We start from the raw sequence: 26,245 nt of genomic DNA, 5'->3' as shown, positions 1-26,245 counted from the left end.
ATCCAGAGTTCTGATCTGCTAAAAAGTTTACGCGGCAAGTGTATCGGTTTGGTTGTTATGTTATGAGAGGCGATCGCTCTCGATTTTTGCACCGAGAATTGCTAGAGCATTTTGCGCAGAAACATTAATCGCCTCACCCATCATTTACAACCCTGAAGCTTGCTGCTTTTGACGGCGATAAACCACCCCTAACAGTAGGGCTCCAACTCCCATTAACATCCACTCTGCTGGCTCCGGCACTGCCGAAATATCGCCAAACGTACTGGGCTGTGGCAACTGCTGATCTTCGACCTCTCGGTTAAAGCGATCGCTCCCTGCTTCTGCCTTCTTCAAGTCTTGTTTCTGCTGATCATTCACCAACACAATCATGGATGAGTAAGGTGTGACCAGTTGATAGCGTTTTGCCAGGGTATGTACCGCGTCTAGCTCTTGAAGCTGATCGGGCTTGATAGACTGACTGACTTGGGTGACCCATTGACGAGCCGCGATCGGGGCGAACGCCTCATCGGTTTCAGCAGATGAATCTGGCGTTTTGCTGAGGAACCAGGCATAGTGGTCTACTACGCTTAATAACGAAGTGCCGTTGCCCAAAGTAGGCTGCGTCCCAATTCGCTGCATTATTTCTTGCACATCAGTAGAGACGCTGCCGCCGCTGCTTTGAATTGCCTCCAGGGTGGCATCATCGTAAGCGGGTTGTAGTCCGTCTAGATGGAGGAGCCAGAGCGGAGCAGGCATCAATAAAGCGGTTTTGTTGTTTTCTGTCAACTCGTAGCTGCCGCGATCGGTAATGAGCAGAACGGCATCATAGGGCGTTGTGTTTCGCAGTTTTTGGAACTGTTCTAGCATTTGGCGAGGCTCTAAGCTGCCGTAGAAAGTTGCCTGGGCGGCATCAAAACTGTCCATGCCGTTCCATTGAATTGGTTGAGCCGGAGCGCTAGCCGTCAGGTATAGATCTAGTTGATTTTTTGGAAGAATCTGTGCTTTTAACCATTGGAAAGTTTTTTCAACTTCCTGACGGTGGGAATTCATGCTGTACGAACCGTCTAGCACCACGGCAATGCGATCGCCTTGCGGAAGGCTGTAGCGATCTTTAGCAAAAGGCTTCGCTAAAACATTGCCGCCGTTGGGTAACGTAAATTGGTGGGCTATAGGTTGAGCATTGTTTGCCGAGATAGCAGTGGGCAGCCACTGATCCTGCTTAGCAACAGCGTTGCCATTAACTTTGCGCTGGGTTTTATCTGTCCAATAAACGTTCCGCCGTTCGTTCAACTTTGGCATGATCCAGCCTGTATCTTGCTTCATCACCTTATAAGTCATCCACAGGTGCATTTTGCCGTTCCCAAAAGCTGGAATTGGAAATGCCCGCAACCGATAATTTTGTGATCCCACTTGCTCGAGTAGTGCCGGATCGACTCGACGAGATACTTCTTGGTTATAGACCTGCTGGGCTGCTCCTCTAGTAGAAATTTGGAAGGGAAAACTATCAGCACGATTGGCTGTATTGCCTAGCCAGATTCCAGTGACAACCGCGCTTTCGGGTAATGAAAAGTAGTAAAGAATTTCTTCTTGATCTAAGGTTTGATTCTCGTACACTTCGTAAAGTTCAACTTCTGCCCAATCGCCTTGAGGTTTGATGTTAACCTGCTGTTCTGCAATGTGCACTCGTCGTTCATTGACATCCAGTAGACCTGCCTTGGCTTCTCCTCGGTTAAAGGTTGAGGCTAGGGCGCGTTGAATCACGGCGCTTTCTCCCCGAATGATGGGAGTGTCAAAAAATTGGGCGTATAGCTTTTCGGCTTTTTCCCGGTCTTCGTAAGTGCCGCCATATTGAAACGGATGAGTTAGGACGTTATAGGCTGATTGAATTTCCTGGGCAGATTCTTCTGGTAGCTTTAAGTCTTGACGGTAGGTATTATAAATAGAAGTATCTGCGATCCGAGGATAGCGATAAGCGCTGAGGTAGGCGTTCAGTAATCCTTTGCGAATCACACCTGACTTTTGGACCAGAGCTTGACGATCGCCTTCACTCTGAGGCGGGTTCTCGAGGAGTGCAAAAGCTTGGATTTGCGGCTGTTGTTGCAGAGTCATTAAGATGATGATCCAGGCGATCGCTAGCCCGATCACTAACGCAGTAACTTTCTGGGTGCCGTATCTAACAGTGGTAGCCCGAAAAGTCTGTCTCCAACCTTGCCCAGAAACCCACAACATTCCGAACGGCAGGCTTCCTAGTCCAGCTAGGAGCAGCGTTAACGGGAACATGATCAGACTGTAAATGAGCACAATCGGTAAATAGTTTGCAATAAATTGAAGGAACGGTGGGACGAAGAAAAGAGCGATCGCTACTAAATAAATCGATAGCAAAAGTATCAAGCTTAGCCCGATTAAATGCCAAAGGCTTGCCTTCGCTTTAGGATCGCGTCCTTTCACAAGCCAATGAGTTGTGGCGATCGTGCTGACTAATCCTGTAACCAGCAAAAAAGAACTGGCGGGCGTTAAGTCTCGCAGCACAAAGAACCGCAATAAACAGCACAACAGTAGCGGTGCTTCTACGCCATAAAATAACTGGAAGAGAGACAAGGACGCAAGTTTTTGGTTGGACTTAAAACCCGCGATCGTACAGGCTGTTGGAACACCTATCAGACCAAAAAAAGGAATGAAGAAGTTTAAGGGAACTTGACCGGTCGCCGCGTCACTAATCAGCGCCATTCCTAAAAAGGGCAAAATGCCGATGTAAATGACAAGGAGCAGGGAAGCATTAAATATCCAGAAAAAGATGTTGAATAGAATGGTCAATCCCTTTCTAGGGATGAGAGATACCGAACTCATGATTGCTCTCCCACGGGTTGAATTTGTGCCAATGCATGATGTATTAGGGTTAGAAACGCCTGAACTGAAGGTTCATCGGCACTGTGAGACTGGTCAAATACAAGAGAAACCAGTGTCCAAGTTGAATCTTTGCGAAAGACCTCGCCCCAGAACCTCACAAAAAAATCATCAGTGGTTCGAGTTGCAGACTGAAACCAGTAAGTTGAAGTTTTCTGACCGCCATTTAAGGTTAACCAGCGTGCGCTTATGGCTGGCGTTAAGGCTTTCCCTATCATTTGATCAATGTGATATCCAACCGCTGTTAAGCACAGTTCCGGTGCATGGTGCGCTTGCCACGTGGGGCTGGCAACCAATACGACAGAACCCGTTAAGTTTTGGAATTTAAACTGTTGTTTTTGAGTGGTGACACCTGGGTAATTGGCAAAGAATTTTTGCTCGTAAGGATTTAGCGCGATCGGCTGAGTTTGGATTGAAGTAGACCACTCAAGTTTTGACAAATCTACTGTGGAGGATGGGGTTTGTTGAGGGTGAGGAATTAACGTCAGTGCTAGAAGGCTGGTCATGAGAATGAGCATGGCTTGAAGCGAAGAATAGTGAGACTTTTGCTGATACTGCTTTTCCTCAGCATCAACATTTTTGGAATCGGTAATGCTTCGCTGCCGCGGAACCCAGCGCAACAAGCCCCAAGTTGTTAAACTAGCGATCACAAAACCCATTAACCCCAGAGGCACATGGAGCATCTCAGCTAGAGCAGGCTGATGGAGAACGTGGGTAAGAACGACGAGGGTAATGATGCGAGCAGTATTGGCGATCGCCAAAAAACCTAAATTAGCCACACCGACGACAAGCCAACGCAATCCCATTTCCCGATTCTCAAGCCAAGTTGCAGCCAGTAGAAACAACGTTCCTGTCCACATACTTTTCAGCCCGCTGCAAGGACTATCAACATATGCCACGCCCGTATCGAGCAAAATAATATCTTCGGTAGAAATAGCGGGTACGTGCCAGAGGTTCAGAACAAATTCCACAACATAGGCAGTGAGTACCCGCGCTGGCGCACCTAACCCGGTACTAAACTGCACCCCAAAGGGAAACAAACAGGCGATCGCCACGCCTACAGGTAAGCCTTTACGCCAAGTAACAGGAGCAAGAAATAAGCCCAACATGCCATAAGTGCCTGAAACAAATAGCACAACAGGCAATTGTTCTAAGGCAATGAGCCAACGAGTAGCGATCGCCCCGATTCCGCAGCCCAGCATGATTGCCAATGGTAAAGCCCGAAGGGTCAGTGCCGAAAATTGAATCTGTTGGCGATAATAAATACCTAAACCCAGCAGGAGTAAGCCTCCGGCTATTAGCATTAATCCATTAAATACCGAAATTTCTTGTAAGGTCTGTGCTAGCCAATCCAGCACCGAGCGATTGAGATACAGCCAACTCCCAGCGATCGCGCAGGTGCTTAAAATACCTTGCCAGCGATCATAGTCTGGTCTGGCATTCCAGCGAACCCAATGATTCTCTGTCATGTTTAAAGTGCTCCTAGTAAGGCTCACCAGGCGGTGAAGTAATTCCAATTAGCTCTATGCCACTTCTGACTCATGCGCCCTGAACCCTTCTTAGGTACTCCAATTAAAGCCTCTAAAATTCCAGAATGCCACATCAATACTCATGTCACTTAATACTCGGTAACTTTTTCTCAGCCTGTTTTTCTCGCTTATCCTATTTCTGTGACCTCGGAACCCATGTTAGGTTTAAGGTTCTTTTGAAAGCGATCGAGGTCATCCATGCAGTTTGATATATTGAATAAGCCCCTCTTTCAACAATCGCTCTGAATGAATCTATTTCTCACCCTTGGGTTGCTCCTTGCCCTACCGACGGTCGGCATTGTCCTTTACTTAGCAACTGCCCGCCGCTATCAATCCTCTGACTCCGTTGCCAATTCCTACGACCAATGGACAGAAGACGGTATTTTGGAATTTTACTGGGGTGAACACATCCACTTGGGGCACTATGGTTCGCCACCTCGACCGAAAGATTTTTTAACAGCAAAGGCTGACTTTGTTCATGAAATGGTGCGTTGGGGCGGGCTAGATCAACTGCCCCGTAACGCCACCGTTTTGGATGTGGGCTGTGGCATCGGGGGGAGCAGCCGCATTTTGGCAGAGGACTACGGATTTGCAGTCACAGGCGTGACCATTAGTCCTCAGCAGGTGAGTCGTGCCCAGCAGTTAACGCCCCCAGAACTCAATGCGCAGTTTCAGGTCGATGACGCAATGGCGCTCTCTTTTCCAGATGCCAGCTTCGATGTGGTTTGGTCAATTGAGGCGGGGCCTCACATGCCAGATAAAGCCATTTTTGCTAAAGAATTGATGAGAGTACTCAAACCCGGCGGCATTATGGTCATGGCAGATTGGAACCAGAGAGACGATCGCCAAATTCCGCTTAATTTCTGGGAGCGCCCAGTCATGCAGCAACTGCTCGATCAGTGGTCGCATCCCGCTTTTTCTAGCATCGAAGGGTTTTCTGAACTTTTGGCAAAAACGGGATTCGTTGAAGGTTTGGTGACGACGGCAGACTGGACTCCACAAACCCTGCCGTCTTGGATTGATTCTATTTGGCAAGGAATTATTCGACCTACAGGATTAGTAAAGTTCGGCTTTTCCGGTTTTATTAAGTCTTTACGAGAAGTCCCAACTCTTCTTTTGATGCGGCTAGCTTTTGGTGCAGGTCTTTGTCGCTTTGGCATGTTCCGCGCTGTCCGGGCTAACGCACTTGCCCCCTCAACAGAGTCCGATCGCCACAAAACTCTCGCGTAAGAACCTCACCGTTACAGTCGGTGATCTAACGGCTATGACGGGCGATCGCACCATAAACACCAGTCAGAGCCACAGTCCAAATCACTTCCTTGGTGAACAAACTCCCTAAAACCTCCCAGGTGAAAACATGGCTGCCTGTGAGCAGAAAACCCAATGACAAGATAATTCCTTCAAACATCACAAATCCCGCCACCGCGATCGCCAGCACCCATAGACAATGACCTTTAAACGTGGCTTGACTAAACTGCGGTCTGAGTGAGGCAAAACCAGTAATCAGCAGCGCCCCGATGCCCATAGCGATCGCCCAACCCAGAGATTCAACGGTTTGAGGATATTGACGTAACCCATAGCCGAAAATTTGATTGACTAGCCATATTACCGTTGTGGCTCCCAGCGCTTTTTGAGGGGTAAGAGTCGTTCCCGCAATCGCCCCAAATGCCACCAGCGGCGGATGGGGATAAACCACACTGCTAGCACTACCAGCGGCTAACAACAGCATGAGCCAGATGCGGTTTTGGGCGATCGACTGCCAGCGAATTGCCCAAGGCGTTTTTTCAGGCGCTAAACCGATATGAGTAATGTTGTTCATCTTCTGTAGACTTCTGAGTGGGGGGCTATTCAGATTAACTTTAGCTCAGTAGCAGTCAGCATAAATAGTTTGGTGAGGGCGATCGTTGCCTTCTCTAGTTTGAATTGAATCCCATACTCCGTAAGCTTAGAATCAAACCATTGCATTTTGACGCTTGAATGGCGCAGAAATCAGAGTAGCGATCGCCCTTAAGAGTAGATTGGTTAAGCTTAAGAGTAGATTGGTTAAGAAAAAATTCCCAAATCGCTTACGACTAGGGTCTTTGCTTACCTTGGTTAAATGCCAGGACGGAGACTTGAACTCCGGACACGAGGATTTTCAGTCCACCATAGTAAAACGCCTGTACCAGGGCGATACAGGCTAAAACCCTTATAAAACAAGCCTTTTACTGATGAACAAATGTACCAAACTGCATTGAAATAGGCTTAATAATCGGGTTAATTTAGTGCAAATTTAGGGCGCTAGTGGGCGATCGGGACGCTGCATAGCTCGATCAAATGCCCGTTGATGCACATCGTCTGAGATCCAAGCGTGGTAGGACTCGTCGTGGACTTTGAGGCTATGTCCCATCTGTTGCGCTGCTAGTTCCACAGGGATATCAAACTCAAGCGTTCTCACTGCCCAAGCGTGGCGTAAGTTGTAGGGCTTGTAAAACCCATATCGTTTTAACGCTATGGTTACTCGACTGCCTAAGTCTGAGTTGGTTTTCCCAGTGACTTGAGGCAATAGATCAACGTTCCACAACTGCCACTTGTCCCACCATTCGGGATAGCAAGCCCATACCCGCCTAGCGCCCGTCTTTCCGCCGCCGTCTTTATCATCAATCAGGCTTAGAACTGGATTGGTTTTCAGCTTCTCTAAGTCAATGTGGAATAGCTCATGGTTGCGTAAGCCATAGCAAGCCATCAGACCGAAAGCATACTGCCAGCGCAGGTTAGGAATACGATCGCGCCACTGGCTGATCTCTGCATCGGTGGGCAAGTCACGAGGACTAACGCGCTTCGGTGAGTAATCACCTCTCAGAGCCGTTGCATTTAGCTCTAGACCCGCAAACTTGGCTAACAGCCCCAATGCCATACAACGCCGCTGTCTGTTGCGTGTGTCGGGTTCTGTCTCAAGGATTGACTGACGCAACGTTTCAGCCGTTAGCAAAGCATCAGAAGGCAACTGGCTAAACGGTTGCCTGTAATCTGTACGCCATGTCGTTTCTGATTTTGGAGTGCGTGAGCGCCTATTAAAATAATCTGTCTCAAAGCGTTCCACCCAACTTGAAACCGTTTCTTGATCAGGTTCGGGTTCATCTTCCCAATCGTCCCAATTGAACTCTTTACAACCTAGTTGCCCCCCTAATTTCCGCGCTTCTTTCTCTGCCCGTTTTAACCCAGCGGGGTTAGCGTAAATCTTAAGAGGGATAGTTCTTTGCTTGGTTTTCGTCTCTCCCAGTTTAATTTTAGGTGGGAGCGTGCCACGGAGCGACAGGCGATCGCCTCTACATTCAATGGATATGCCAATTTTTGCCGCCTTGAGACGTGCATTAACTTCTTCTAATGTCATTTCTAGTACTGCTTACGTTTTTCGGGTGGGGTTTCTAGTTGCTTTGAACAGCGTTCCACATGAAATTGCAGAGTTGGACGCTTCGATTTTGGAGCAGAAACATCTCGAATATGAAAGCCCATCTGAAACATTCCATTTCTGTACAACTCTCTCAGTTTTTCGGCAGGCAAATCAAGCTCGATTGCAGCATCAGACGTGAAAAACCACTGCTTCTGGGTCTTAGTCTCAGCAGTTGTCCTAGGGTTTTTAATAGAATCCGAATTTATCATGCCGTTGCTACCGTTTCAAAGCGAGATAAATGGGAAATATTGTAAACGTTGCATTCGATTCCTGAGCTTTCGATCATGGCTATCCAGCGATTGTTGGATCGATCAGGTAAAGCAGTTATCTCCCCTTTTTGCCAAGCATTGATTTCAGATTGCCAGATCCATGCTTTATCCCCGATCTTAGGCTGCCATTTTATTGATTCCGGCTGTTCTGCGGTAGCAAGCGCCTGTTCTGGCTCAACCTCCTTGACCGTGGGGGCGATCGCCTCGCGGAACAGCCCCAAGCCTCCTTCTGATAGATGCTTCAGATTACAATCGTATTCCGAATTTTCGATCGTGCTGCCAGCATTGCGAGGGGTAAAAAGCCTATTGATAGGCTTAAATCCTGAGAAGCAAGCTGGAACATTTACTTTGCTCCCGTCTACGATTCTGCTACTCCTGCCAGTCTCAAAGCGATTGCCTAGAGACGCTTTCATAACTGTACAGAACCTCATGTATCCCTTCGGTTTTAGTCCAGTAGCCGCACAGTAAGCGGCATATTGGCGATAAAGAATTGCCTTGGAAATCGGAACGCCTTGGTTATCAGGAGCAAGGCAAAAATCGATGAACGAGGCAACCGAATCCGACGCGATCGCCTGTGCATCTCTAAGCTCCTGGGTTTGTGGCGTAGTTTGCCACAAAATTTCTTGAACCCGTGATCGCTCCATCGACATCGCCCAAGAAACTACTTCGCCTATGCAGGCTTGTACACCCGCCTCTAAATCGGGATTTTCAACGCCTTGCCTATCGAGCGTTTGAAGCGGGAAGCATCGCCGCTCCCATCCCCGGCTAGAATCCTCAAATTGAATTTCTTGGGTACTTGCTGTCAAAAAGCGAACGTTCCACCTTTTTTGATAACCCGATGACGAGAACAGTGGACGACCAGTTAGGGAGCCATTGTCTACTAATTCGTAAAATGCCCCAAGCTTGCCGATACTTGAAGAGATATCGGGAAATGCTCCTATTCGTGTGCCTGTCAGGTATTGGTGACGAGTTTCGGCTTTGGATACAGCCTCGAAATCCTCACCCAACCCTTTCGCAAAGCTGCCATGCAAATCAGATAGGAACCGCAGCAGAACGCCTTTACCCGTCCCCGATTTTCCAGCCAAATGAACGAACTTGCCATAGGGCAAAGTGAAGTCAATGTAATATCGAACGACTGCTTGAATAGTGTCGAGTTGATCTAGTCCATAGCAGGTTTTAACAAATTCTAAAAATGCTTCCGGGCACTCAGAACCAGGCTGGAACTGGGATTGGATTTGATGAGTCAGATAATCATTTCTTCGGTGCTCTGCCCGAAACTCCCCGGTTCCAACGTCAAGAACCCCGTTTGTAAAATTAATCAACGACTCATTGTAAGTTCGTTCAGAGTTAGAAATCGCTAGCTGATCTCGGTTGTATCCGATCGCGCTAGTAACGTTCCGATGTGTCGCATATTTAAACGTTTTTCGCTCCTCAAAGCCATCACCGTTTTTTACAATCCGTGAAGCGTAGACCTTCTTAGACTCATCTGCAACCAACCGCCTAATTATGTCGTCGGGCTGATTTTCCCATACACCCAAATTGTTATTCCACCAGAAAAAAGCTCCCTCCATGACAATGTAGGCTCCTGTTCCTTGCTTAAACAAATGAATGTTCAGGTGGTGATCGAGAGTTGCCGCCGCATCGGTGAGACGGTACGGATCACAAGGCTCTGCACTCAATGAAGGTAGCGCGATCGTCTCACCTACCTGTCTCGGTTCGCTGCCGACCTCAGCCTTAGCATTGGGCGAAGGCATGGCGATCGCGCTTTGGATTGCTTTGGAAAGCAGTGAAACGAACGTTTCCACATCTACCAATTCAAGACATTCCTTTAGATCTCCCTTCTCTGGAACTTCGGGACAGATAGAGGTAATTGGGATCGCAATAAAAGGAACTTTTGCTTCAGCGCATTTCTCTTTAAGTTTTTGAGCCTTGGTTTGCCCAGCAGCATCATTGTCCTCAATATGAACCCAGACCATTCCCTCTGCCTTGATTCGTGCCGCCACGACAGCGACATCGCTCCCAGACCAACTGCCGCCTTGGAAGGTAAACGATGGAATGCAGTGCGATCGCCCTAACTCAACACAAGTTTCGCCCTCTTGAGACAGAATTAGTTTGCTCCCTGAAGCTATGGAAGCTGCGATCGCTTCCTCAAGGCGGTAAGCCCCCCAAGCCTCTGTACCCTTGCCACAAACAACTTGATCGCCTTTTCGGTGGTAGGGGTGGAAGTCTTTGTCATAACCTTTAGGTTTTGTTGCGTCATCCCACTGCTTCCTTTCGGCATGTTGAGAGTTTGAGTAAGGGTAGCGCGTGATTAGCACTTCTCCATGCTTATGATCCTTGCGCTTAAAAGGCTTTGGGATATCGCTAGGAATATCAGCAAGCCTTGGAATTTCTAGGCAAAGACCTTGTGGTATTGGAGCTTCAATCGTTGCCTTCTTCAAGATCTGCCGACTTACCATCGGGCGATCGTTCGGCTGGAGGGGTGCAATCACATCTAGGATTTGCCGAGCCGTGCAGCCGTTGTCATAGCACTCGTGCGCAAAGGTCGTGGCGTTGACTGACAAATTGTTGCCTCCACAAGCAGGGCAATTAAATTTTCCAGGTTTGGAGCTTCGCTCAAATTTATCAAGGTGTGGTTCTAGCGGGTGTGTCATCGTGCTACCCCCCCGATCTCCACCCATCTGTCACAAGTGGTGCAAAAACCGCCACCGCAGTGCGATCGATTTCTCGGCAACGTGTATTCAGCCACTAGCCGCGATCGGCATTGGGAGCAAGACTTGGGGTAGTTAATGAGAGCAAATCTTTGATTTTTCTGCTTTGGGTGCGTTATGATTTTCATAGCAATTTGAGCCAGACCCATTACTGGGGCTGATGATGAAGTGGATAAGAAAAGCCGTTAGCGTTATGTCTTGGGGGACGGCGTTGGCGGTTTTCGTTTTTGAATTCTGATCTCATTAGAAATCAGATAAAAATGAGAATCAAATTTTCAAGTAGATTTGAAGTTTTGTTAAGTTCGGTTCAAGGTTTATAGCTACCGCCCGGAGCCGAAGTTAGCCGTATCCCTGCTCGAAAGCCAAAGCCTTGAGCTTTACCCTCCCTGAGATCGTTGATTAATTTTTTAGATTTAACATCCATAAATCCGTCATAAAGGTCAAGCCACGGTTTTAAGGATTTATCCTTCTTCGCAGACTGGCGGCAAATCATCACGCACACAGTATGAGGGGCAAAAAACTCAAAGTTGGCGGAGCCGAAACGATCGCCCACATACTTACTGACTTTTTTGTACGCGCGTTCCCGCTGGGGGGCTTCTAAGGAGTCAAGCTTACGGAGCTTTCGCATTGCGTCCCTTGTCGCAGCAACCGAAAATGTGTAGTTGCCCTCGCAGCAACAATTTGCCCAGAATAGAGAATGTCCTTTGATAATTTCGACCATCAGAAGGTTAGGGCTGAGAGCCGCTCCAGGCGATAATTTTTTCTTAAGAACTGGTTTGATATATTGAAAACCACGATCGATAAGCAAGAAAAGAGCGAGATAGATATCAGCCCATTGCCTTGCCGTGTTCCATTCTTCCCCCTCTGGAATATTTCCTGTTCCAGTCGAACGAAGGACTTCAACAATCCTCGATAAATTCAGCCTTACAGCATCAAACCAGTCTTGCTGATCAGAAGTCATATCTTCTGCGAAGGCTAAATTGATATCATTGATAGTCGATAGTCCTTCCTCAAAGGAATCAGCTAATTTAGGTGCAGACTCTTGGCTGATTTGAATAAAACTTGTGGCAATCATCACTTAGTCCTCATTGCTTTTTTGAATTCTACTTATCCCTTACTTGTTTCACAGCCAAGTAAGACTTCTAGCCATAGGTCATCACAAAGCACAAAACTTTCGTCTTTGCCTCTAGTTGAGAACAGACGATCGCCCTCTGCACCAAAGCCTTTAACCTCTCAGGTGCACCGGGATGATGCATCAGATATTTGTTCAAAAGCACATTGACCCTAACCTCATGGGGTTGCTGCATGAGCAATTCGAGCGGGGATTCTGGTGTTGTCATGGCGATCGCCTTCCTTAACTTAATTTTCAGAACTGAAGCTGATCAAGATACCGATCGCACACCTGTTAAATCGTGACTTGCCCGCTCAATGCAAGTACCAATTCGATCGCTTTACTGAGAATCGAATTCTGAGTTGAGCCTGTTTTTTGAGCAACTTCCTTCAATTTTTCAATAGTCTCCAGTGGAACTCGGACGCTAATCGCGCGGCTTGTTCTGGGCATTTGAAATACCTCATTAGTACGTTTGTCTATTGACGATGAGATAATTTAGCATCTGTGGCGGTATTTGAATCAAATTTGTATCTAATTAGTGCTAATTAGTGTTGTCACTGCGATCGCTCAGAAACTTCTCACTTGTTGATCAACAAGTGACTTAGGTTATTCCGATGTGAGATCAGGAAATCTCAAAGCTGCGATCGCCACTAGGACTCTTTCACTGGAAGCGCTTGAACATAGTCCTCTGACACCCCGATCAACAGAGCTATTCTAAGCAGTTCAACCTCTGTTGGAAGGTTGCCATCCATCAAATATTTAAGCCGATTTGCTTCAAACTTTCCTGACTCTACAAGTGTGGAAAGATTCTGCTTAATCAAGCCAACAAAACTTCTGTAATCAGCGATCGGGTTCTTAGTTCGTAGCACACCATTTAGTTTCGCTGAACGAACCGCACCTTCGACAATGCTCCCAGCTAATGCCGTAGGTGAGCTTTTCTCCTGATCTGCCCAAACCTCCAGATCAGCATAAAGCCCGTCACTCAACGAAATGTTTACTCGCTTTGTCACCTTGATCGCCAAATCCTTCAATTCCTTCATGCAAATGATACCTCTGACAGCACTCAATACGCCGATTATGCCATAACTTACAAAATTAGTTCCATTTAAGTTACTTAAAAATGTTGACAGTTCCAAATTAGTTACTTAAGATGTTTTGCAGTGGTGCAGAGATGGCTCAACCATGAGCGCACCACTAGAGCACCACACTAGAACCACAGAGGGACACCAAGTGCAAGCAGCGCAAGTATTACAGACTTCAATGGAGGTTCTAGAAACTTCGCTGTACACCTTCAGAGAAGTTCAGATCACCCTTGCTAAATACAAAGGCGATATTGTCCCAGCCTCCACTTTGAGGCGGTGGATCTCTCAGATTGGAATAGAACCGGATGAGTTCGGCTGTTACTCCAGAGAAGACTTAACCATTCTTGCCCGTCTCATTTTTTGGTTAAGGCGAGGCAAGACGATTCAAACATTTGCCCAAATCATTCAAAAGGAACTAACGACTAATGGCTATTAACACCGACAAATTAAACGCAACCGCTAACGGCTCCACCGCTGGCAAAGGTTTCACTCCGAAGGCAAAGGGCGATCGCCCCAACCAGCCAACTGAAGCCACTGAGCAAAAGGGCATCGTTACAGCCGACACCCATGGCACAGCACGGGAACGGGTGATTGAAACCGCTAATGCTGGATCTGACTTGGTTCAGTCGCTTGTCAGTGCTGCCCAAACTCAGGCAAGGCAGCAAGCCGAGGCGATCGCCGCCTATCCCCAACTGGTAGACCAATTGACGGTGATGTATTTGGAAGAGAGCGGAGTAACAGAGCCGGGAAAGCCTACCGAGACGCATTGCTTCTCTGGGGCGATCGAGGGAATGGGAGACTTTCGAGTTCTTCTAGAAGCTTCGGGAGCCAAGAGCAAACAGATCGCCGCTGCCAGAAACCAACGCCAACTATCCGCCGCTTCTTGATGGATGCCTATGAAGCTGGAGACATCGACAGTCAAGCCTTTGATCGTCTCTGGCATCGCGCCAACTGAATCTATTAGGAGGAAAAGATGAATGCTGTTTGGTTTTACGGTTTCTACACCGTAATCCTGTTGATTATTGGTTCACTTGTTTCAAATCAGATGGGGGCTTCCCTGGAAAGAACCGCCCCCAACCAGCCCACTTCACTCGAATCTACCAAGTAAGGAGCTTTTTCAATGCTAACTCTAGAACGCCCAAAGTCTGCCCCTGCTTTGACCTTCTCTCTACTGCCCACCGAGCCACTTTATGAGCGGCTGATTGACCACACGATCCGCCAACTGAAACAGCTTGCAAAGTTGCGCCGCATTCCAAGTTATTCCCGAATGACTAAGCCGCAGTTGGTGGAAGTGCTGACCATGCGGCTGATGGCAGTTGCCTAGGAGAGAGATGGAGAAAACAAAACGCAAACCTAAGCCGCTGGTGTTGGGCATTCCGCCGCCGATACCAGCGCCACGGGAACCCACCCCGATCGCCCGACCGATCGGGGAGCTGGATGCCCTTGCCGCCAACTTCCAGTATCTAAGCGATCGGGTAGGGGATGTGACGATCTATAACGACTTGCCGCCCAATGCTCACGAGTTCTTAACTAGGACTCAATTAGCGATTAACAACCTCGCAGGTTATGCGCGAAAAGTTAAAGACCGTGACTTAAAGGAATACCGTGAAGCCCTTGCTAGTCAACAGATTGGGATTGTCTGTAAGGTTTCTTTTGTCGGTCTAATGACTGTGTTTTTATGCGGTCTAGTTACGTCATTTCAAACTAAGGAGGTCTATGTTCAACCCGTTCAAAACGGTTCTCAATCTGGTGTTCCTCTTGGGAGTCCTAACGGTTCTCAGCTATACCCACCTTAAAGCCTTTGAAATTGGCTTTAAGACTGGCTTAGAGCCATCTATACAGAACACCGCTATCAAGTTTGTTCTATCAAATCTTGGAGGAAAGTAAATGCTAATTCAGCGCATTCTAGAGCGCGTTTCAAAACCTGAGCCTGCTATGACTCGGACGGGGTACTGGGTCAGTGGTGCTGGTGCTGTCCTCACGATTTTGGTGGTGCTGGGTTCCTTTTTTGCCCCGTCAATTAGAGGCTCCGCACTATTTAAGATTCCACCCTGCCTAATTCTCGCAGGGCTGGCACTGGAAGGATATGAGGCGATCGCCCAATCTAAGAGGGGGAACCCATGAAAAGAGCGATCGCCTTGCTCCTGTTGATCGGGCTTTTTGGATGCAGCCCACCCCCACTTCCACCACTTCCACCGCCGCCCATTAACTAAGGAACTAATGCAATACCAAAACGATTACGCCACGGGTGAAGAGGAATCCAACCTCGAATATCAAAGCTACTTCAATGGTTACGTTAGTGAGCTTGTATTTGCAGGAAATGATGAAGTATCAGCCCAGACTCTAGCCCGACAACTGGCACTCAAAGCCATGAAAGGGCAATCCCACAATGAAGCCGAAACGAACGCCTTACTGGGCATCCTTCCGGCTTCATCAGTTGAGTTCGACATCTAATCCACAGTCCAATCACTACAAAGAACAATGTCTAAAACATCGAATCAGACTAATGGTAATGGCAATCAAGGTTTTGCAGCTATGGCACAGATGCCCCAAGGCTACAACCTCGATCACGGGGATTATCTAGGCTTCAATGCTGGCTCGGCAAAGGATGAAGTTGAGGCAATGAAACAGCGGATCGAATCTCTGAACGCTGGGCTTTCGATCATGCCCTACGCCCAAAAGGTTGCAGAACTGGAGGCAGAGTTTTACAAGAAGCTGGCTGATCTGCGAAAGGCAATCATCCGCCGCGAGATCTCCAAAAATAAGGCAGAGGCAGAGTTGCGGGTTAGTCTTCAAGCCTTGGGTATTGCCCTCGACAAGATCATGGGCAATGAGGCACAGCGCAAGACGGATCTTGTCACACGCGCTAATGACTGGAAGCAAAAGGCTGAACTCAAATCAGCCAGCCGACCCGCCGCCATGCTTCAAGGTTCACGCTCTAAGCAAAAAGCATAGGAGATAAGAACAATGACTAAGCGGCAACTAGCAGCGTTTCTACTAAGATTCAGCGCTTCGGTTGCCGCTAGTTTTCTTGTAAGACTAGCGGCAATGTTTCCTATCACGGGATGGATGATTGGGGCGATCGCCCTACTGCTAATCATCAAAGCTGTGATTTTGGCGTTTAAGTGGATGCTGTATCGCTCTCAACTCAACAGCCCCCACTACCACTTCAACAGCATGAGTGATGCAGTTTATGGTGGTGAGCGGGTAACTATGGGCGACTTGACACAAGAGACGATCGGGTTAGCAATTTGGGCGACGGCAATCTTATTTGGAGGATGCGCGGCATGGTACTCGTTAATGGTTTAGATATTCCCGTTCAGGAGATTTCCGAAGAACTAGGACGACGAACAAGACGATCGGCAAAGTTAGCAACGGCTTTAGCAATCCTTGCCGCTCAAACGTTCCACCGAAAACGCCCCTATCCCCTTCTAGCGGCTCTAGCAGGTATGAGCTTAGGCGTTGCCCCATACTTTATTCAAGCCCCGAATCAGGCAAAAATCGCTATGCAAGGAGCTTCGGTTCCCTTAACACTGCTGGCGGCTCAAGGGCTGCTGAATCAGGCTGGAGAAGACGAGGAAGCGGAGGACGACCGGGAGTTCCGAAAAGATCTGAACCGGGAAGCTTACCGCTCGGCGCAGGCAATGGAATTAGAATCGCAATTCTTGGCACTGCAACAGCAAAACTACGAACTACTGCCGCTCCATGTGCGCCCCGATCGCTATGACCTTACCGAGTTTGCTAAAGGTCAGCAGTCAGCGGGTCAACAGTTTATGCAGGGTGCTGAGAAGGCAATGAAAGAAGCCTTTGCTGACTTGCCAGACGATGAAGGTGAGGACACTGAGTTGGGAAAAATCGCCCTACCCACTAGCAAATCTGCAACCCAGTTTAGAGAACTTGACCTTGCCGCAGCCGCAGCCCAGAATGATAAGTCTTTGCTCGTTAGTGGCGTTAGTGGCGTGGGCAAAACAACGTTTATCCGGCACGTCATTCATGCTATTAACCGGGAATATGATGGAGCGCAAGTCTTTGTCGGCGTTGACTTCAAGGGTTCTACGGGTCACTTTTGCGGCTTGGAGCGTTCTCAGTCATTCATCACCAGCCCCGCGCCTGGTCGGGATTACAAGTTTGCGGCTGAGGCGATCGGGAACGTCGTAGAGATGTTGGGAAACCGAGATGAAGAGTTCCCGCTGTATCTGCTGTGCGATGAAATTAACAACGGTTTGGAGCAAGCCAAGTGTCAGGGCAACGCATACGGACGCAAGCCTGAAGAGACGCTTAAATCTAACCTCAAGTTCATTGCAACTCAAGGCAGGGAGCGCAATATCAGAGGCATCCTAACGGCTCACGGCAACCTGATGGGGATGTTGGGCATTGATGGCGATACGGCTCAATCCCTGGTCTGCGCGGTGTTGGGTCGCAAGGTTGAAAAGGGTGATGGGTTCGCCTTAATCGGTAAAGTGCTGAACAATCAAGTGCTGTTTTCCAAGGACGAACGGCAAAAGCTGAGTGCTGAGTTCGTCAGGATTCGACCGATGGTTGAGCCGACTGGACAGGCGATCGCCCTCACCAACATTGAGGGCGATTGGGAGTTTGTTTTGCTGCCCACGGCATACAAACATGATCCAGGACGGTTAAACGGGGAGGCTCACAACCAGAGCATGACTCAGCTTTACAGCAGTCCTACGCCTGATATTTCCATAAATGTCGATGAACCCGCCGCCGTTGAAACAGTGCAACCTGTGTCTGTACCTGAGACTCTGAAGCCGTTTATCGAATGGGCAATCGAGTTGCAAGTAGATGAGGAAGGCTGGCTATCAGTCGCCAAAACCTTTGAAGCTTTGCCGGAGTCGCTAAAGGTTTCTTACCCAGATCTAATGGGCTTCGCTAAGTTCTTAGCCAAGTTAAATCAGCTTAAAGCTGTCGATATTAAGCCTGGGTTTGAGTGGTTCAAACTGTCGGATTTAGTAGTCGAGAAGGTGGCGGAAAACGAGGCAGGGGACGAGGCGATCGAGCTTGATCCTGATGTTTATTCAAGGCTGCAAAACTGGATGCAAACAACTGGCTCAAAATACTTCGAGAATGGCGTGATTGATGTTCGGTCAATATTGACTTACTTCAAGGCGAAAGGACTAAAGCTAGATGCGATCGCCGCACGGTTTTACTTGTCGCAATTGGTTGAGGATGGGCTTGGCGAATGGGTGCTGACCGATACCCAGAAATTTCACCTCTACTTTCACAGCTAGAAAAATAGTAACTAGCTATTTTTTAGGATTCGACATGAAAACGTGCGATTTTTCTGGACGGTCTGCAAAAGCGGTCTGCAACCTCAAAGGCATAAGGATCAAACGGTCTGCACCTGCTGACTGCTTGCAGCCCCTCTAGAGTCTGCAAGCTTGCAGACCCGCACCTGCTGACTGCTGCTGACTGCTCCTAGCTGTACGTGCAGACCGCTATTGCAGACCGCTGTTGACCGTATCTTTTTCACTCAGTACAAACCTTCAAAATATTAGGAGGAACGCCTTGAAACATTCAGATTCCTACTACAATTCGCTGCAACGTGCCCGAAAGAAATGGAAGCCTCGGAAGGGATGGAGCTTTCATCATTTCACCTACAAGGCGCTGGGCAAAGAGGTGTATCGAGTGCATGGGATGAACCTACCGCACTGGCTACATATTTGGGTCATCCATATCTTTTTAGGAGGCGGTAAAAGAGTTAGCACTCAGCGCTTCGGGAAATTTCCAAATGTTGCTCAAAAACTAGCTCATTGGCTTTGTAGATTTTTGGTTTGGTGACTTATGAACGAACAAACCTTAGACAACTGGATTGCCAACTATGAAGCATCTCAAAGACAAAACCATGCCCAACTATTGCGCCAAATCAAAGCGGAATTCTACCAACTACGAGACACCCAACGTACACAAAGACGCGCCGATTTGCACAATCACCACCCAGCCGCGCCGCCTAAATCGCTGGCAACATAACCCACTAAAACCCGAACCAATCGCACTGATCGCCCGTGAACAATTGCCCCTATTTTGAGAAAACAATCATGCAAGGATTTAAAGACATGACCGCCGAACAGCTACAGATTCAAGTCGTCATCAAACGACTAACTCCAGCAGTGACCAGGCGTGATGAAGGGGCGATCGCCCAAGGCATCCGCAAAATGAGTGAGCGTTACAGCAAAGAAGTTGTTGACGATGCGTTAGGGGAATTACTTCAGGAGCATCCCTGGATATGGGAGAAGGTTTCAGAGAGCTTGCCCACCGATACTAAACACCTGATGAATGATTCAGCTTTTGAAATTATGGCTGAAACGCTCACCGCTACAGGACTAAGGATTGAAGACCACATGAGGGTTTCAGATAAAGGCGTGGGACTGTCTAAAGTGGCGATCGCTGCCATCGCTGCCACTGGCTACGAAAACATAGAGGTGTGGGGCGAAGGCAACGAAACATTAGAAGGGATGGGCTTAAAGCGATCGCCTTGGTGGCATCCGCTGTCAGAGTTCTCCCCAGACAACGAAAATATGAATCTTTGGGCAAGTGCTTCTCTGTTTATCAGCGCGGCTCTGGGTTGGATAGCAGGGGAAAATGAATCACCCCAAGCCCGCGAGCTTCTTAGAGAAACAGTTTCGTTGGTTGCCCCAACCGTTGATACTGCTATCCTGTTGAACCGCTGCCGATATGACGATCGGGCATTGCTAAAACTTACTGAGCTAGTCCATCGAGGACAGCAGCAGCAGTTTGATAAAGCTTTTAACCGTTAGAAAATTCACCAATGACTAAACAACAACGTTACGAGAAACGCCAGGCACAGCCCAAAATCGCACCGCGCCGCATATCCTACAGCATTGCCGATAGTGATGTTTGGGGAATTGAGTTTGATGCAAAGTTTCGAGGGGAAGAGGTTTACAGCCGCCTATTCTTCATTCCCACATCTGACAGCCTCTACTGCTGGATGACCGATCGCCGCCCCGAACAGTTTGTGCAAATCCCTATGAGATCCATATCGGCAAAACGTAAGACTGCATTGTTGCAGGTCTGGCAGGGTCAACCGACTGAGCAAAAAGTAACGGCTTAAGCATGGCGATCGCGCTGAAACTAACATCTCTTTCCCCGCACAATTTCTAAATTAGAGAAAAAATCATGACACTTCCCGCAAATCAAAATCCTTTGTTCGCAGTTTTCGATAATCAGCTAATCGTGTCCTGCTATGACGAAAAAGAGAGAAGTTCTTATGCGCTCGCGCAAACCTACTGGGAAGAACTTCTGAACAATGGAAATATAACTCTGAAAACTCCAGACGGTCTTCAGAGTTATGAGCAGGTATTTATCTTGACTCTCGACGAGGAAGGGGACGCAAATATTTACGCCAAATCCTCAGATGCTAGTTTTAAATCCTCTAAAAGACTTCGCACGGACTCTTGATCAACCTTAGCCCACCGAACTACCTAAAAACAGTTCAGCCCGCCGACCTCACGATCGACGGGCTTATTTATTACACTGACTCGATGCGCTCAAACTGCTGCCGCAAGCCCTCAACATCTGGGCGATCGGTCGGGGCTTTGTTGTGGCTGAACTCAAAGGCAGGAAACCATATCAGTACGAGCTTTGTCTGTGACCTCAAGGTAAGCCGCCAGCCCACTCATGGACTTGTGCCCACTGACAGTCTTAATTTCTTCTAGGTTGTACCCAGCTTCTCTCAGTCGGTTGATCGATGTCCGTCTGAAGCTGTGTGTGGAAACGTGATCCAAGTCGAGGCGATCGCAGACTTCCTTGAAGATATTGGAAGCAGAGACAGGGTTGATATGCCCTAAACCATGCCGACCAGGAAATAACTGAACTTTTCCGGGATGCCCATATTCTTCTAGCAGTTGGCGCAACTCATCGCAGACCTTAACAGCTTTGCCACCATACCCGCCCTTAGTCGTCGAGGCTCTAAAGATAATCTCCTTCTTCACTTTGCCGCTGGGCATAAACACATCATCAGAGCGCAACTGGCAAGCTTCATTGATTCGGCAAGCAGTGAAACGGCAGATTCCAAAGAGCGCCCGATCGCGGATGGACTGAAAGCCCTCCTCATGACTAAACAATCTCTCCATATCCTCAGAGCCAATCACCGCCGCCTTACCTTCGGGCTTAGTAATTCTGTCTGTCTTCTTTTCGTACTTCTTCACGAGTTGGACCTGCTTGCCTACCTCTATATTTTACATGAATTAATGAAGATAATTCATGTAGAGGCATAAAACCCGCATCACTTCGTTAGGGGCGATCGCCGTTCCCGAAAAAAGGGCAACTCATAAGCTGGTGATATCACCCAAACTGCAAAAACATCGTGAAAACACCTTCAAAACAACGATTGATAAGCAATTCATAATTTACTCTAGTGCTATCACCAAGAAAATGAAGCAGGAGATTTAGAGAATGGGAACGACTCAACTAAGCAAAATGATCCGAGTTCGGAATGAGATTGCTGAATCTGTCGGGCAGCTTAATGAACTTTGTAGGACTGGCGATGCCCCGACAATCGTCAAGTCACTAGAAAAATTGATCCAGTCTTTAGAACGTGGGGAATCGTTTGGCGATCGCCTGACTTCTGACCGACTGAACCAACTAGAGAATTTAGTTATTTCATTGGGAAATGGTACAGCGATCGCCCCAGCCGTCGAGGAACTCACCATGCCACAACTTTGTCAGCGGTTCAACATTGCGAACGCAGCTTTTCAGGCTGATTGGAATCACATTCCCGTTCAAAAATGGCTTGAGCAAGAAACCCAGTGGAGATACATTGGGGGCGATCGGTTTGCTTCTCCGGTTGGATAAATGCGCTCAGGGTGGGCATTCAAGCGATTTGACGTAATCTCGGTAGTGGTGGGAAAACAGTTCTAAATCGCTTGAGAAGCTTGTAGGGAATGGTTTTTACGTGGTGGGTTCTTCAATACCCTCACTTGTTGTTTTTACAAGTGACGAATTAACCCGCGGTGTCCTGCTCCAATCGTTGCCTGAGTATAGCGGCAAACTGTTTTGGGGAAAAACCGGGAGTGGCGATCGCCAAATCAGCCAATTCGCTCATACTTAGTGGGTTCAACCGATGCCAGGACTCTATCAACCTCGACATCGCAGCCGCGCCACTTTCCTTACTTTTGACTTGGCACTCTGGCAGAGATGCCGCCAAATCTAAGATCGCCGTCCTCAATAGCTCAGCAGGATCGAACTCAGCCGGAGCCGCCGAGACGCGATCGCGCACTGAAGCACTAACGACAGTTCCCCGCGCCAGCCTCAAACCTTCCCAGTTCTGTTGAGATGAATAGCGCTTTAGAGTCCGTTCGCCTATCCCGAACCGTTGGGCTAATTGACTCAATGTGCCTTCATTATTAACGTAAGATTTTTTGACCTTAGCAAGTGTGACTTCATCAAGTTTGTGTGCCATTGGGTGCCTGTGCGATCGTGATAATGCTTGTGATGCTTCTATTTTAGAGAGTTTCAGCCAGTGCCAGTAGTACAGAGAATGGGAGCAATGTTGATTTGAGTTATTGGCTCAGCCTTGCCATAATCCAGCCGGATACTAAGCGCCAGCACACAGATTAAATTGTCATTACGCAGGATGCCACCCTGAACCAAGGCATCCAAAACTGCCCCACTAATATTGTCTAAGTCGCCACGGCGAGAATGCTTACCTGACAAAAGGATATCAACGCTCACCCCTTCTAAAGCCTCAACCTGCCCCAGAGCCGCATACTGAAGCCGAAAATCTACGATCGCCGCTGTCTTCCAATTCTGGTAATTTTTCGGCATGAACGTCCCATGACGAGTTACCCGCGCCCGCGCTTTGGGGACAATCCCCCCAGACAACTTAAAAGTAATGGGAGTCATGCCGTTGCTTTAATTATTTGTTTAGGTCGAAGAATTTTCCGCAGCATCCACCGCTTTGAGCCGCCATCGAGATGCACCAAGTGATGAACGGGCATCAGCCATTCTGAAGGAATGATCACGCCTGTTTTGCCGCTGGTAGTGGTGACGCGATCGCCAATCTTAAGCATCATTTTTTAGGGCAGAACCTAAGAAATCAAAAACCGTTGAAAATTATTGCAAATGACTGGGCATCAATTCCCGCGCAAAAAGTTGAGATAGTCAGCCGCTAGAGTATCCGAAATGCTCGAATCAGCAGGGATGCCATTTTGTAGAATCTGTAACCGCAAATTATCGCCCTGAGTTCCGATCGTTTGCCCTTGGTTCACCTGCTGCCCTGGTCGAACAGCAATCGTATCTAGTAACGACAACTGAAAATTCAAGGCATCCGCGCCTTGAATCTCTACCGTGTTACCCAAGCCTTGTAAGAATTCCGATCGCACCACCCGCCCCGATGCTGGAGCCGGAACGTTAACAAACCTGTTGCCTGCCTGGTCAATAGCGAACTGATAAATATTATTTGCGCCAAATACTTCTTTCCCTAAATCGACCACGCCATAAGGGGCGATCGCCTCTGTGACGGGTGGATAAGTCGTGATCAAGGTTGAGTTAGGAATGGTAATTGCTTGATCATTCTGCCCTAATTTAGGAGCGATGTTTTCATTAGCCCACGCCAGGGCATCACCACCGATGTTGATGATTTTATTAGATGTGCGATCGTAAAACCAGTATTCATCAGGGTATAGCTCTGCTTGGTTGTCTACCTCAATATCTGGATCGTCGGGAAAAACAAAATTAAAGCCGTTATTGGTCACCGTGTCTCCGATTCTCCAATCCAATGAGTTGACCTGCACGCCCGCAGACAACGGCGGAAGTAGGTTCCCGATCTGCTGGGTTGCACCTACGCCAATGCCGAGATAACGCTGACGGCGATCGCGCAACAACTCCAAGTCAGAGCTCCATGCTCCAGTCTCAATATCAAGCTGATGGGTGACTGACACCACATAATACTCACCGGGAACTGCATCAGGACAATGCCAATCTTCTTTAAGGTTGACACGAGTATGAATCCGCCATGCTGCCTCACCGCGCACTGTTACACCGACTCGTTGAATGGGGCGATCGTACCAATAGATAGCTTCGATCGCGCAGTAGTCTAAGAATGTGTTGTTCTGCGCCTGTTGCGCCCTTCTAGGTGGGGATGTGTACCAGTTATCAATATCCTGAATGCCAATCGGGAAATAGAACTCTCTCTTGTTAGGCCCACCATATTGTCGAATACTGCCCATGTTGTAAATAAAACCCGCCTCTGCCGCCTGCTCCTGCCCGCCAGAGCTTGCTTGTTGAGTGGCGCAGCAGCGGAGGTAATTGGTCACACCCTGCTCTGAGAGGCGATCGCTCCAGTTCAAGATCTTCCAGCTTGGTATCGCCAACATGGGCAAATCTTCCCATTCCCGCCCAGGTATCAGCGCTCTATCTTTGCCTGAGTAAGGTAGCTTTTCCCAGACGATCGCCCCAGTGTGGTCTACGAACATGTGAAAAAATCCTTCCACACTTAGGAACTGAAGATTTGACCAGACAGAACCCTCATTATTGATACGCGCTACGTAGTTAGGAGGATAGGGAATCGGTCGGGTTCGAGCTTCCCATCCTGTTTCTTCTTCCCAGAAATGCTCTACCCAGTCACGCAACAATCGGTAGTAAATGATTGCTGCACCGTCCTCAATTTGAGTTTCTTTGCGAACTTCCAAGGCTTGTGTAAACGGGCTGGGAGCATGAAGATCAGTGAGGACAAAAGCATCTTTGTACAGCTTGCCGTAGCTTTCACCTGTGACAAATAGGAAGCTAGCTCCATCACCGCTTGATCGCCCGTAATCGGTGATAATCCCTCGCAGCAGCAGATAGGGTGCTTTATCTAAATAAGCGTCCTCTACGGGGTCTGGGTTAGTTGGGAATATCGGTTCAGTTGTTGGATCGTAAACCTGTACCGATGTTTCGCCATCTTCAGGGGTTCTAATTACCCTCCCTGGAACTGCATCAGCGATCGTGCTTCGGATGACTGACGGATCACGAATTACACCCCTGAGTGAATCATCGTTACGAGCGCAGTAAGCCTCAACAACCAAGCCAGGATGGATTTTTTTAAGCAGTTCTTCATTGCACAGGCTTACTCGCATTCTGAAGGTAAATGAACCTGATGCACCTTCTACGCTGATGGTGTTACGCCACGAGATCAGATCCTCGAATTCCCCGAAATCAATAACGACCTCATTTCTGCTGGTGAGGATGCGGATATTGAATTGAATCAGACCCTTTCCCGCTGGATGGTCGAAGCCGCCAGGAGCGATGTCGCTAACGACCATCGTGGGGTTGTAAGTTGGCAAAGTTAGAACCATAAATTCTCCTTTAAGGTGAATCGAAAATCTTGAAAGTCACCAGGCTCATGCCGATCGCCCTTTCAACTGGTGAATGCTTCGGCGGAGCTCGACTGGAACCACCGCCCAAAGTTGAGCTTTTTGATCGGCTGTGAGCAGTTGGAATAACTCTAGGTCTGTCGGGTCGCTAGAATCCGCGATCGCCCGTAGCGTTGTGTTCAGTATTTGCAGTTCGAGTTCGTCAAGCATTGTTGGGTTTAGTAAAACACCCGCTTGCGGGGTGCAGGCGGGTGTTCAGAAAATTGCGATATTACACTACAGTTTAACCGATCTCGAAAAATTGAGTATAGACTAGGCTATACCCTGTATATACCACTTTCATGTCTCATAAACTAGCTACTTTCAAAATAAATGGCGATCGCTGGTCAGAGTTCGTTGACGTAGCGGCAAAACAGCATACCAGCGCTAGTAGCTTATTAAAACAGTTCATTGACCAATACCTCAGTGGTATAGACGAGCGTCTAGACGTAGAGCCGATCGCCACACCCAGCAACATAAATTCCCAAATAGAGAAGGCATTAGCCCCCATTAGGCAGGAAGTTGAGGAATTAAGGGGAAAGCTTGAAACCCTGACAATACTAGAGCATCAGCCAAAAGCCCAAGGAAACAAACGCCACAGCAAAAATAAGCCTGTTGCAGAGCAATCTGAAGGGGAGGAATTGGGCGATCGGCGGTTGTCTAGGGGGGAAGCCTACGAGATTGCAAGGAGTCGAGGCTATCTTGGAGCAATCACCAGCTTGAACCGGGATCTTAGAGGATGTTTGAAAAGTCAGCTAGTCGGTAAAAAAGCTCTCTCAGTGTAAGCTGCGAATAGAAAGCACGCAGCACCGAGAAAGCAATATGAGTAAAGCATATCCCAGCAATCTGACTACTGGAC

Annotated in this window: 33 protein-coding genes; 17 read left to right on the top strand and 16 right to left on the bottom strand. The window is 48.2% G+C overall.

Going from position 1 to position 26,245, the window contains the following annotated elements; all coding sequences use genetic code 11:
- Positions 1 to 144 precede the first annotated feature (144 nt).
- Positions 145 to 2,826: a TIGR02921 family PEP-CTERM protein gene (locus KME11_12585; GenBank protein MBW4516047.1), complete on the bottom strand. Its 2,682-nt coding sequence runs from the start codon at positions 2,824 to 2,826 to the stop codon at positions 145 to 147.
- Positions 2,823 to 4,352, bottom strand: coding sequence for an exosortase O (xrtO, locus tag KME11_12580; GenBank protein ID MBW4516046.1), 1,530 nt, complete (start codon positions 4,350 to 4,352; stop codon positions 2,823 to 2,825). Before xrtO ends, KME11_12585 begins: the two co-directional genes overlap by 4 nt.
- A gap of 306 nt (positions 4,353 to 4,658) precedes the next feature.
- On the opposite strand from xrtO, the gene KME11_12575 reads away from it, so the two are divergent.
- Complete coding sequence (locus KME11_12575) at positions 4,659 to 5,642, top strand: methyltransferase domain-containing protein (protein ID MBW4516045.1); 984 nt, start codon at positions 4,659 to 4,661, stop codon at positions 5,640 to 5,642.
- Between the two features lie 25 nt (positions 5,643 to 5,667).
- Here the strand turns inward: KME11_12575 and KME11_12570 are convergent, their stop codons facing one another.
- The 8 genes from KME11_12570 to KME11_12535 all read right to left on the bottom strand — a co-directional run bounded on the left by KME11_12570 (position 5,668) and on the right by KME11_12535 (position 12,976).
- Positions 5,668 to 6,231 (bottom strand): hypothetical protein, encoded by a 564-nt coding sequence (locus KME11_12570; GenBank protein ID MBW4516044.1) that lies wholly within the window; start codon positions 6,229 to 6,231, stop codon positions 5,668 to 5,670.
- A 453-nt stretch (positions 6,232 to 6,684) separates the two neighbouring features.
- Positions 6,685 to 7,785 (bottom strand): site-specific integrase, encoded by a 1,101-nt coding sequence (locus tag KME11_12565; protein ID MBW4516043.1) that lies wholly within the window; start codon positions 7,783 to 7,785, stop codon positions 6,685 to 6,687.
- 2 nt (positions 7,786 to 7,787) lie between these two features.
- Entirely contained in the window at positions 7,788 to 8,054 is a 267-nt protein-coding gene (locus KME11_12560; protein ID MBW4516042.1) for a DNA-binding protein, read from the bottom strand.
- Positions 8,051 to 10,768 carry a hypothetical protein gene (locus tag KME11_12555; GenBank protein MBW4516041.1) on the bottom strand — a complete coding sequence of 906 codons (2,718 nt, stop codon included), beginning with the start codon at positions 10,766 to 10,768 and terminating at the stop codon, positions 8,051 to 8,053. The genes KME11_12560 and KME11_12555 overlap by 4 nt, the downstream gene beginning before the upstream one ends.
- Positions 10,769 to 11,132: 364 nt before the next feature.
- The gene (locus KME11_12550; protein MBW4516040.1) at positions 11,133 to 11,900 is read right to left on the bottom strand and encodes a hypothetical protein; all 768 of its coding nucleotides are present in this window, start codon (positions 11,898 to 11,900) and stop codon (positions 11,133 to 11,135) included.
- Positions 11,901 to 11,967: 67 nt separating this feature from the next.
- Positions 11,968 to 12,165 carry a hypothetical protein gene (locus tag KME11_12545; GenBank protein ID MBW4516039.1) on the bottom strand — a complete coding sequence of 66 codons (198 nt, stop codon included), beginning with the start codon at positions 12,163 to 12,165 and terminating at the stop codon, positions 11,968 to 11,970.
- Between the two features lie 65 nt (positions 12,166 to 12,230).
- On the bottom strand, positions 12,231 to 12,386 hold the full coding sequence (locus tag KME11_12540) for a ribbon-helix-helix domain-containing protein (protein MBW4516038.1): 156 nt from the start codon (positions 12,384 to 12,386) through the stop codon (positions 12,231 to 12,233).
- Positions 12,387 to 12,586: 200 nt separating this feature from the next.
- Positions 12,587 to 12,976 carry a hypothetical protein gene (locus KME11_12535; protein MBW4516037.1) on the bottom strand — a complete coding sequence of 130 codons (390 nt, stop codon included), beginning with the start codon at positions 12,974 to 12,976 and terminating at the stop codon, positions 12,587 to 12,589.
- 142 nt (positions 12,977 to 13,118) lie between these two features.
- Here KME11_12535 and KME11_12530 point away from each other — a divergent pair, with 142 nt between their 5' ends.
- The 14 genes from KME11_12530 to KME11_12465 all read left to right on the top strand — a co-directional run bounded on the left by KME11_12530 (position 13,119) and on the right by KME11_12465 (position 20,452).
- A complete protein-coding gene (locus tag KME11_12530; GenBank protein MBW4516036.1) occupies positions 13,119 to 13,454 on the top strand; it encodes a hypothetical protein in 336 nt (111 codons plus the stop codon).
- Positions 13,444 to 13,905, top strand: a complete 462-nt coding sequence (locus tag KME11_12525; GenBank protein MBW4516035.1) for a hypothetical protein — start codon at positions 13,444 to 13,446, stop codon at positions 13,903 to 13,905. The genes KME11_12530 and KME11_12525 overlap by 11 nt, the downstream gene beginning before the upstream one ends.
- A 233-nt stretch (positions 13,906 to 14,138) precedes the next feature.
- Positions 14,139 to 14,342 carry a hypothetical protein gene (locus KME11_12520; GenBank protein ID MBW4516034.1) on the top strand — a complete coding sequence of 68 codons (204 nt, stop codon included), beginning with the start codon at positions 14,139 to 14,141 and terminating at the stop codon, positions 14,340 to 14,342.
- Positions 14,343 to 14,349: 7 nt separating this feature from the next.
- Positions 14,350 to 14,814 carry a hypothetical protein gene (locus tag KME11_12515; protein ID MBW4516033.1) on the top strand — a complete coding sequence of 155 codons (465 nt, stop codon included), beginning with the start codon at positions 14,350 to 14,352 and terminating at the stop codon, positions 14,812 to 14,814.
- A 91-nt stretch (positions 14,815 to 14,905) separates the two neighbouring features.
- Entirely contained in the window at positions 14,906 to 15,142 is a 237-nt protein-coding gene (locus KME11_12510) for a hypothetical protein (GenBank protein ID MBW4516032.1), read from the top strand.
- 96 nt (positions 15,143 to 15,238) lie between these two features.
- A complete protein-coding gene (locus KME11_12505; GenBank protein ID MBW4516031.1) occupies positions 15,239 to 15,472 on the top strand; it encodes a hypothetical protein in 234 nt (77 codons plus the stop codon).
- 27 nt (positions 15,473 to 15,499) lie between these two features.
- A complete protein-coding gene (locus KME11_12500; GenBank protein ID MBW4516030.1) occupies positions 15,500 to 15,973 on the top strand; it encodes a hypothetical protein in 474 nt (157 codons plus the stop codon).
- A gap of 12 nt (positions 15,974 to 15,985) precedes the next feature.
- Positions 15,986 to 16,327 carry a hypothetical protein gene (locus KME11_12495; GenBank protein MBW4516029.1) on the top strand — a complete coding sequence of 114 codons (342 nt, stop codon included), beginning with the start codon at positions 15,986 to 15,988 and terminating at the stop codon, positions 16,325 to 16,327.
- Positions 16,306 to 18,264: a hypothetical protein gene (locus KME11_12490; GenBank protein ID MBW4516028.1), complete on the top strand. Its 1,959-nt coding sequence runs from the start codon at positions 16,306 to 16,308 to the stop codon at positions 18,262 to 18,264. Before KME11_12495 ends, KME11_12490 begins: the two co-directional genes overlap by 22 nt.
- 277 nt (positions 18,265 to 18,541) lie before the next feature.
- Positions 18,542 to 18,814 (top strand): hypothetical protein, encoded by a 273-nt coding sequence (locus KME11_12485; protein ID MBW4516027.1) that lies wholly within the window; start codon positions 18,542 to 18,544, stop codon positions 18,812 to 18,814.
- 3 nt (positions 18,815 to 18,817) lie between these two features.
- Complete coding sequence (locus KME11_12480) at positions 18,818 to 19,003, top strand: hypothetical protein (GenBank protein MBW4516026.1); 186 nt, start codon at positions 18,818 to 18,820, stop codon at positions 19,001 to 19,003.
- A 68-nt stretch (positions 19,004 to 19,071) separates the two neighbouring features.
- Positions 19,072 to 19,791 carry a hypothetical protein gene (locus KME11_12475; protein MBW4516025.1) on the top strand — a complete coding sequence of 240 codons (720 nt, stop codon included), beginning with the start codon at positions 19,072 to 19,074 and terminating at the stop codon, positions 19,789 to 19,791.
- 11 nt (positions 19,792 to 19,802) lie between these two features.
- Positions 19,803 to 20,105 carry a hypothetical protein gene (locus KME11_12470; protein MBW4516024.1) on the top strand — a complete coding sequence of 101 codons (303 nt, stop codon included), beginning with the start codon at positions 19,803 to 19,805 and terminating at the stop codon, positions 20,103 to 20,105.
- A gap of 65 nt (positions 20,106 to 20,170) precedes the next feature.
- On the top strand, positions 20,171 to 20,452 hold the full coding sequence (locus tag KME11_12465; GenBank protein ID MBW4516023.1) for a hypothetical protein: 282 nt from the start codon (positions 20,171 to 20,173) through the stop codon (positions 20,450 to 20,452).
- 152 nt (positions 20,453 to 20,604) lie between these two features.
- Here the strand turns inward: KME11_12465 and KME11_12460 are convergent, their stop codons facing one another.
- Positions 20,605 to 21,201, bottom strand: a complete 597-nt coding sequence (locus KME11_12460) for a site-specific integrase (protein MBW4516022.1) — start codon at positions 21,199 to 21,201, stop codon at positions 20,605 to 20,607.
- Between the two features lie 247 nt (positions 21,202 to 21,448).
- Here KME11_12460 and KME11_12455 point away from each other — a divergent pair, with 247 nt between their 5' ends.
- Positions 21,449 to 21,847 (top strand): hypothetical protein, encoded by a 399-nt coding sequence (locus tag KME11_12455; GenBank protein ID MBW4516021.1) that lies wholly within the window; start codon positions 21,449 to 21,451, stop codon positions 21,845 to 21,847.
- Between the two features lie 148 nt (positions 21,848 to 21,995).
- On the opposite strand, the gene KME11_12450 is transcribed toward KME11_12455, so the two are convergent.
- Genes KME11_12450 through KME11_12430 form a run of 5 tightly spaced genes read right to left on the bottom strand, consistent with a single transcriptional unit; the run spans position 21,996 to position 25,557 of the window.
- Positions 21,996 to 22,454 carry a hypothetical protein gene (locus tag KME11_12450; protein ID MBW4516020.1) on the bottom strand — a complete coding sequence of 153 codons (459 nt, stop codon included), beginning with the start codon at positions 22,452 to 22,454 and terminating at the stop codon, positions 21,996 to 21,998.
- 53 nt (positions 22,455 to 22,507) lie between these two features.
- A complete protein-coding gene (locus KME11_12445; protein ID MBW4516019.1) occupies positions 22,508 to 22,897 on the bottom strand; it encodes a RusA family crossover junction endodeoxyribonuclease in 390 nt (129 codons plus the stop codon).
- Positions 22,894 to 23,067 carry a hypothetical protein gene (locus tag KME11_12440; protein MBW4516018.1) on the bottom strand — a complete coding sequence of 58 codons (174 nt, stop codon included), beginning with the start codon at positions 23,065 to 23,067 and terminating at the stop codon, positions 22,894 to 22,896. Before KME11_12440 ends, KME11_12445 begins: the two co-directional genes overlap by 4 nt.
- 60 nt (positions 23,068 to 23,127) lie before the next feature.
- Positions 23,128 to 25,329 carry a M23 family metallopeptidase gene (locus tag KME11_12435; protein MBW4516017.1) on the bottom strand — a complete coding sequence of 734 codons (2,202 nt, stop codon included), beginning with the start codon at positions 25,327 to 25,329 and terminating at the stop codon, positions 23,128 to 23,130.
- Between the two features lie 45 nt (positions 25,330 to 25,374).
- Positions 25,375 to 25,557 carry a hypothetical protein gene (locus tag KME11_12430; protein MBW4516016.1) on the bottom strand — a complete coding sequence of 61 codons (183 nt, stop codon included), beginning with the start codon at positions 25,555 to 25,557 and terminating at the stop codon, positions 25,375 to 25,377.
- Positions 25,558 to 25,688: 131 nt separating this feature from the next.
- Between KME11_12430 and KME11_12425 the strand changes: the two genes are divergently transcribed.
- On the top strand, positions 25,689 to 26,171 hold the full coding sequence (locus KME11_12425) for a hypothetical protein (GenBank protein MBW4516015.1): 483 nt from the start codon (positions 25,689 to 25,691) through the stop codon (positions 26,169 to 26,171).
- Positions 26,172 to 26,245 lie beyond the last annotated feature (74 nt).

Origin of the sequence: Timaviella obliquedivisa GSE-PSE-MK23-08B (assembly GCA_019358855.1) — a bacterium.
GTDB lineage: Bacteria > Cyanobacteriota > Cyanobacteriia > Elainellales > Elainellaceae > Timaviella > Timaviella obliquedivisa.
This window is presented reverse-complemented; position numbering and strand designations above follow the sequence as displayed.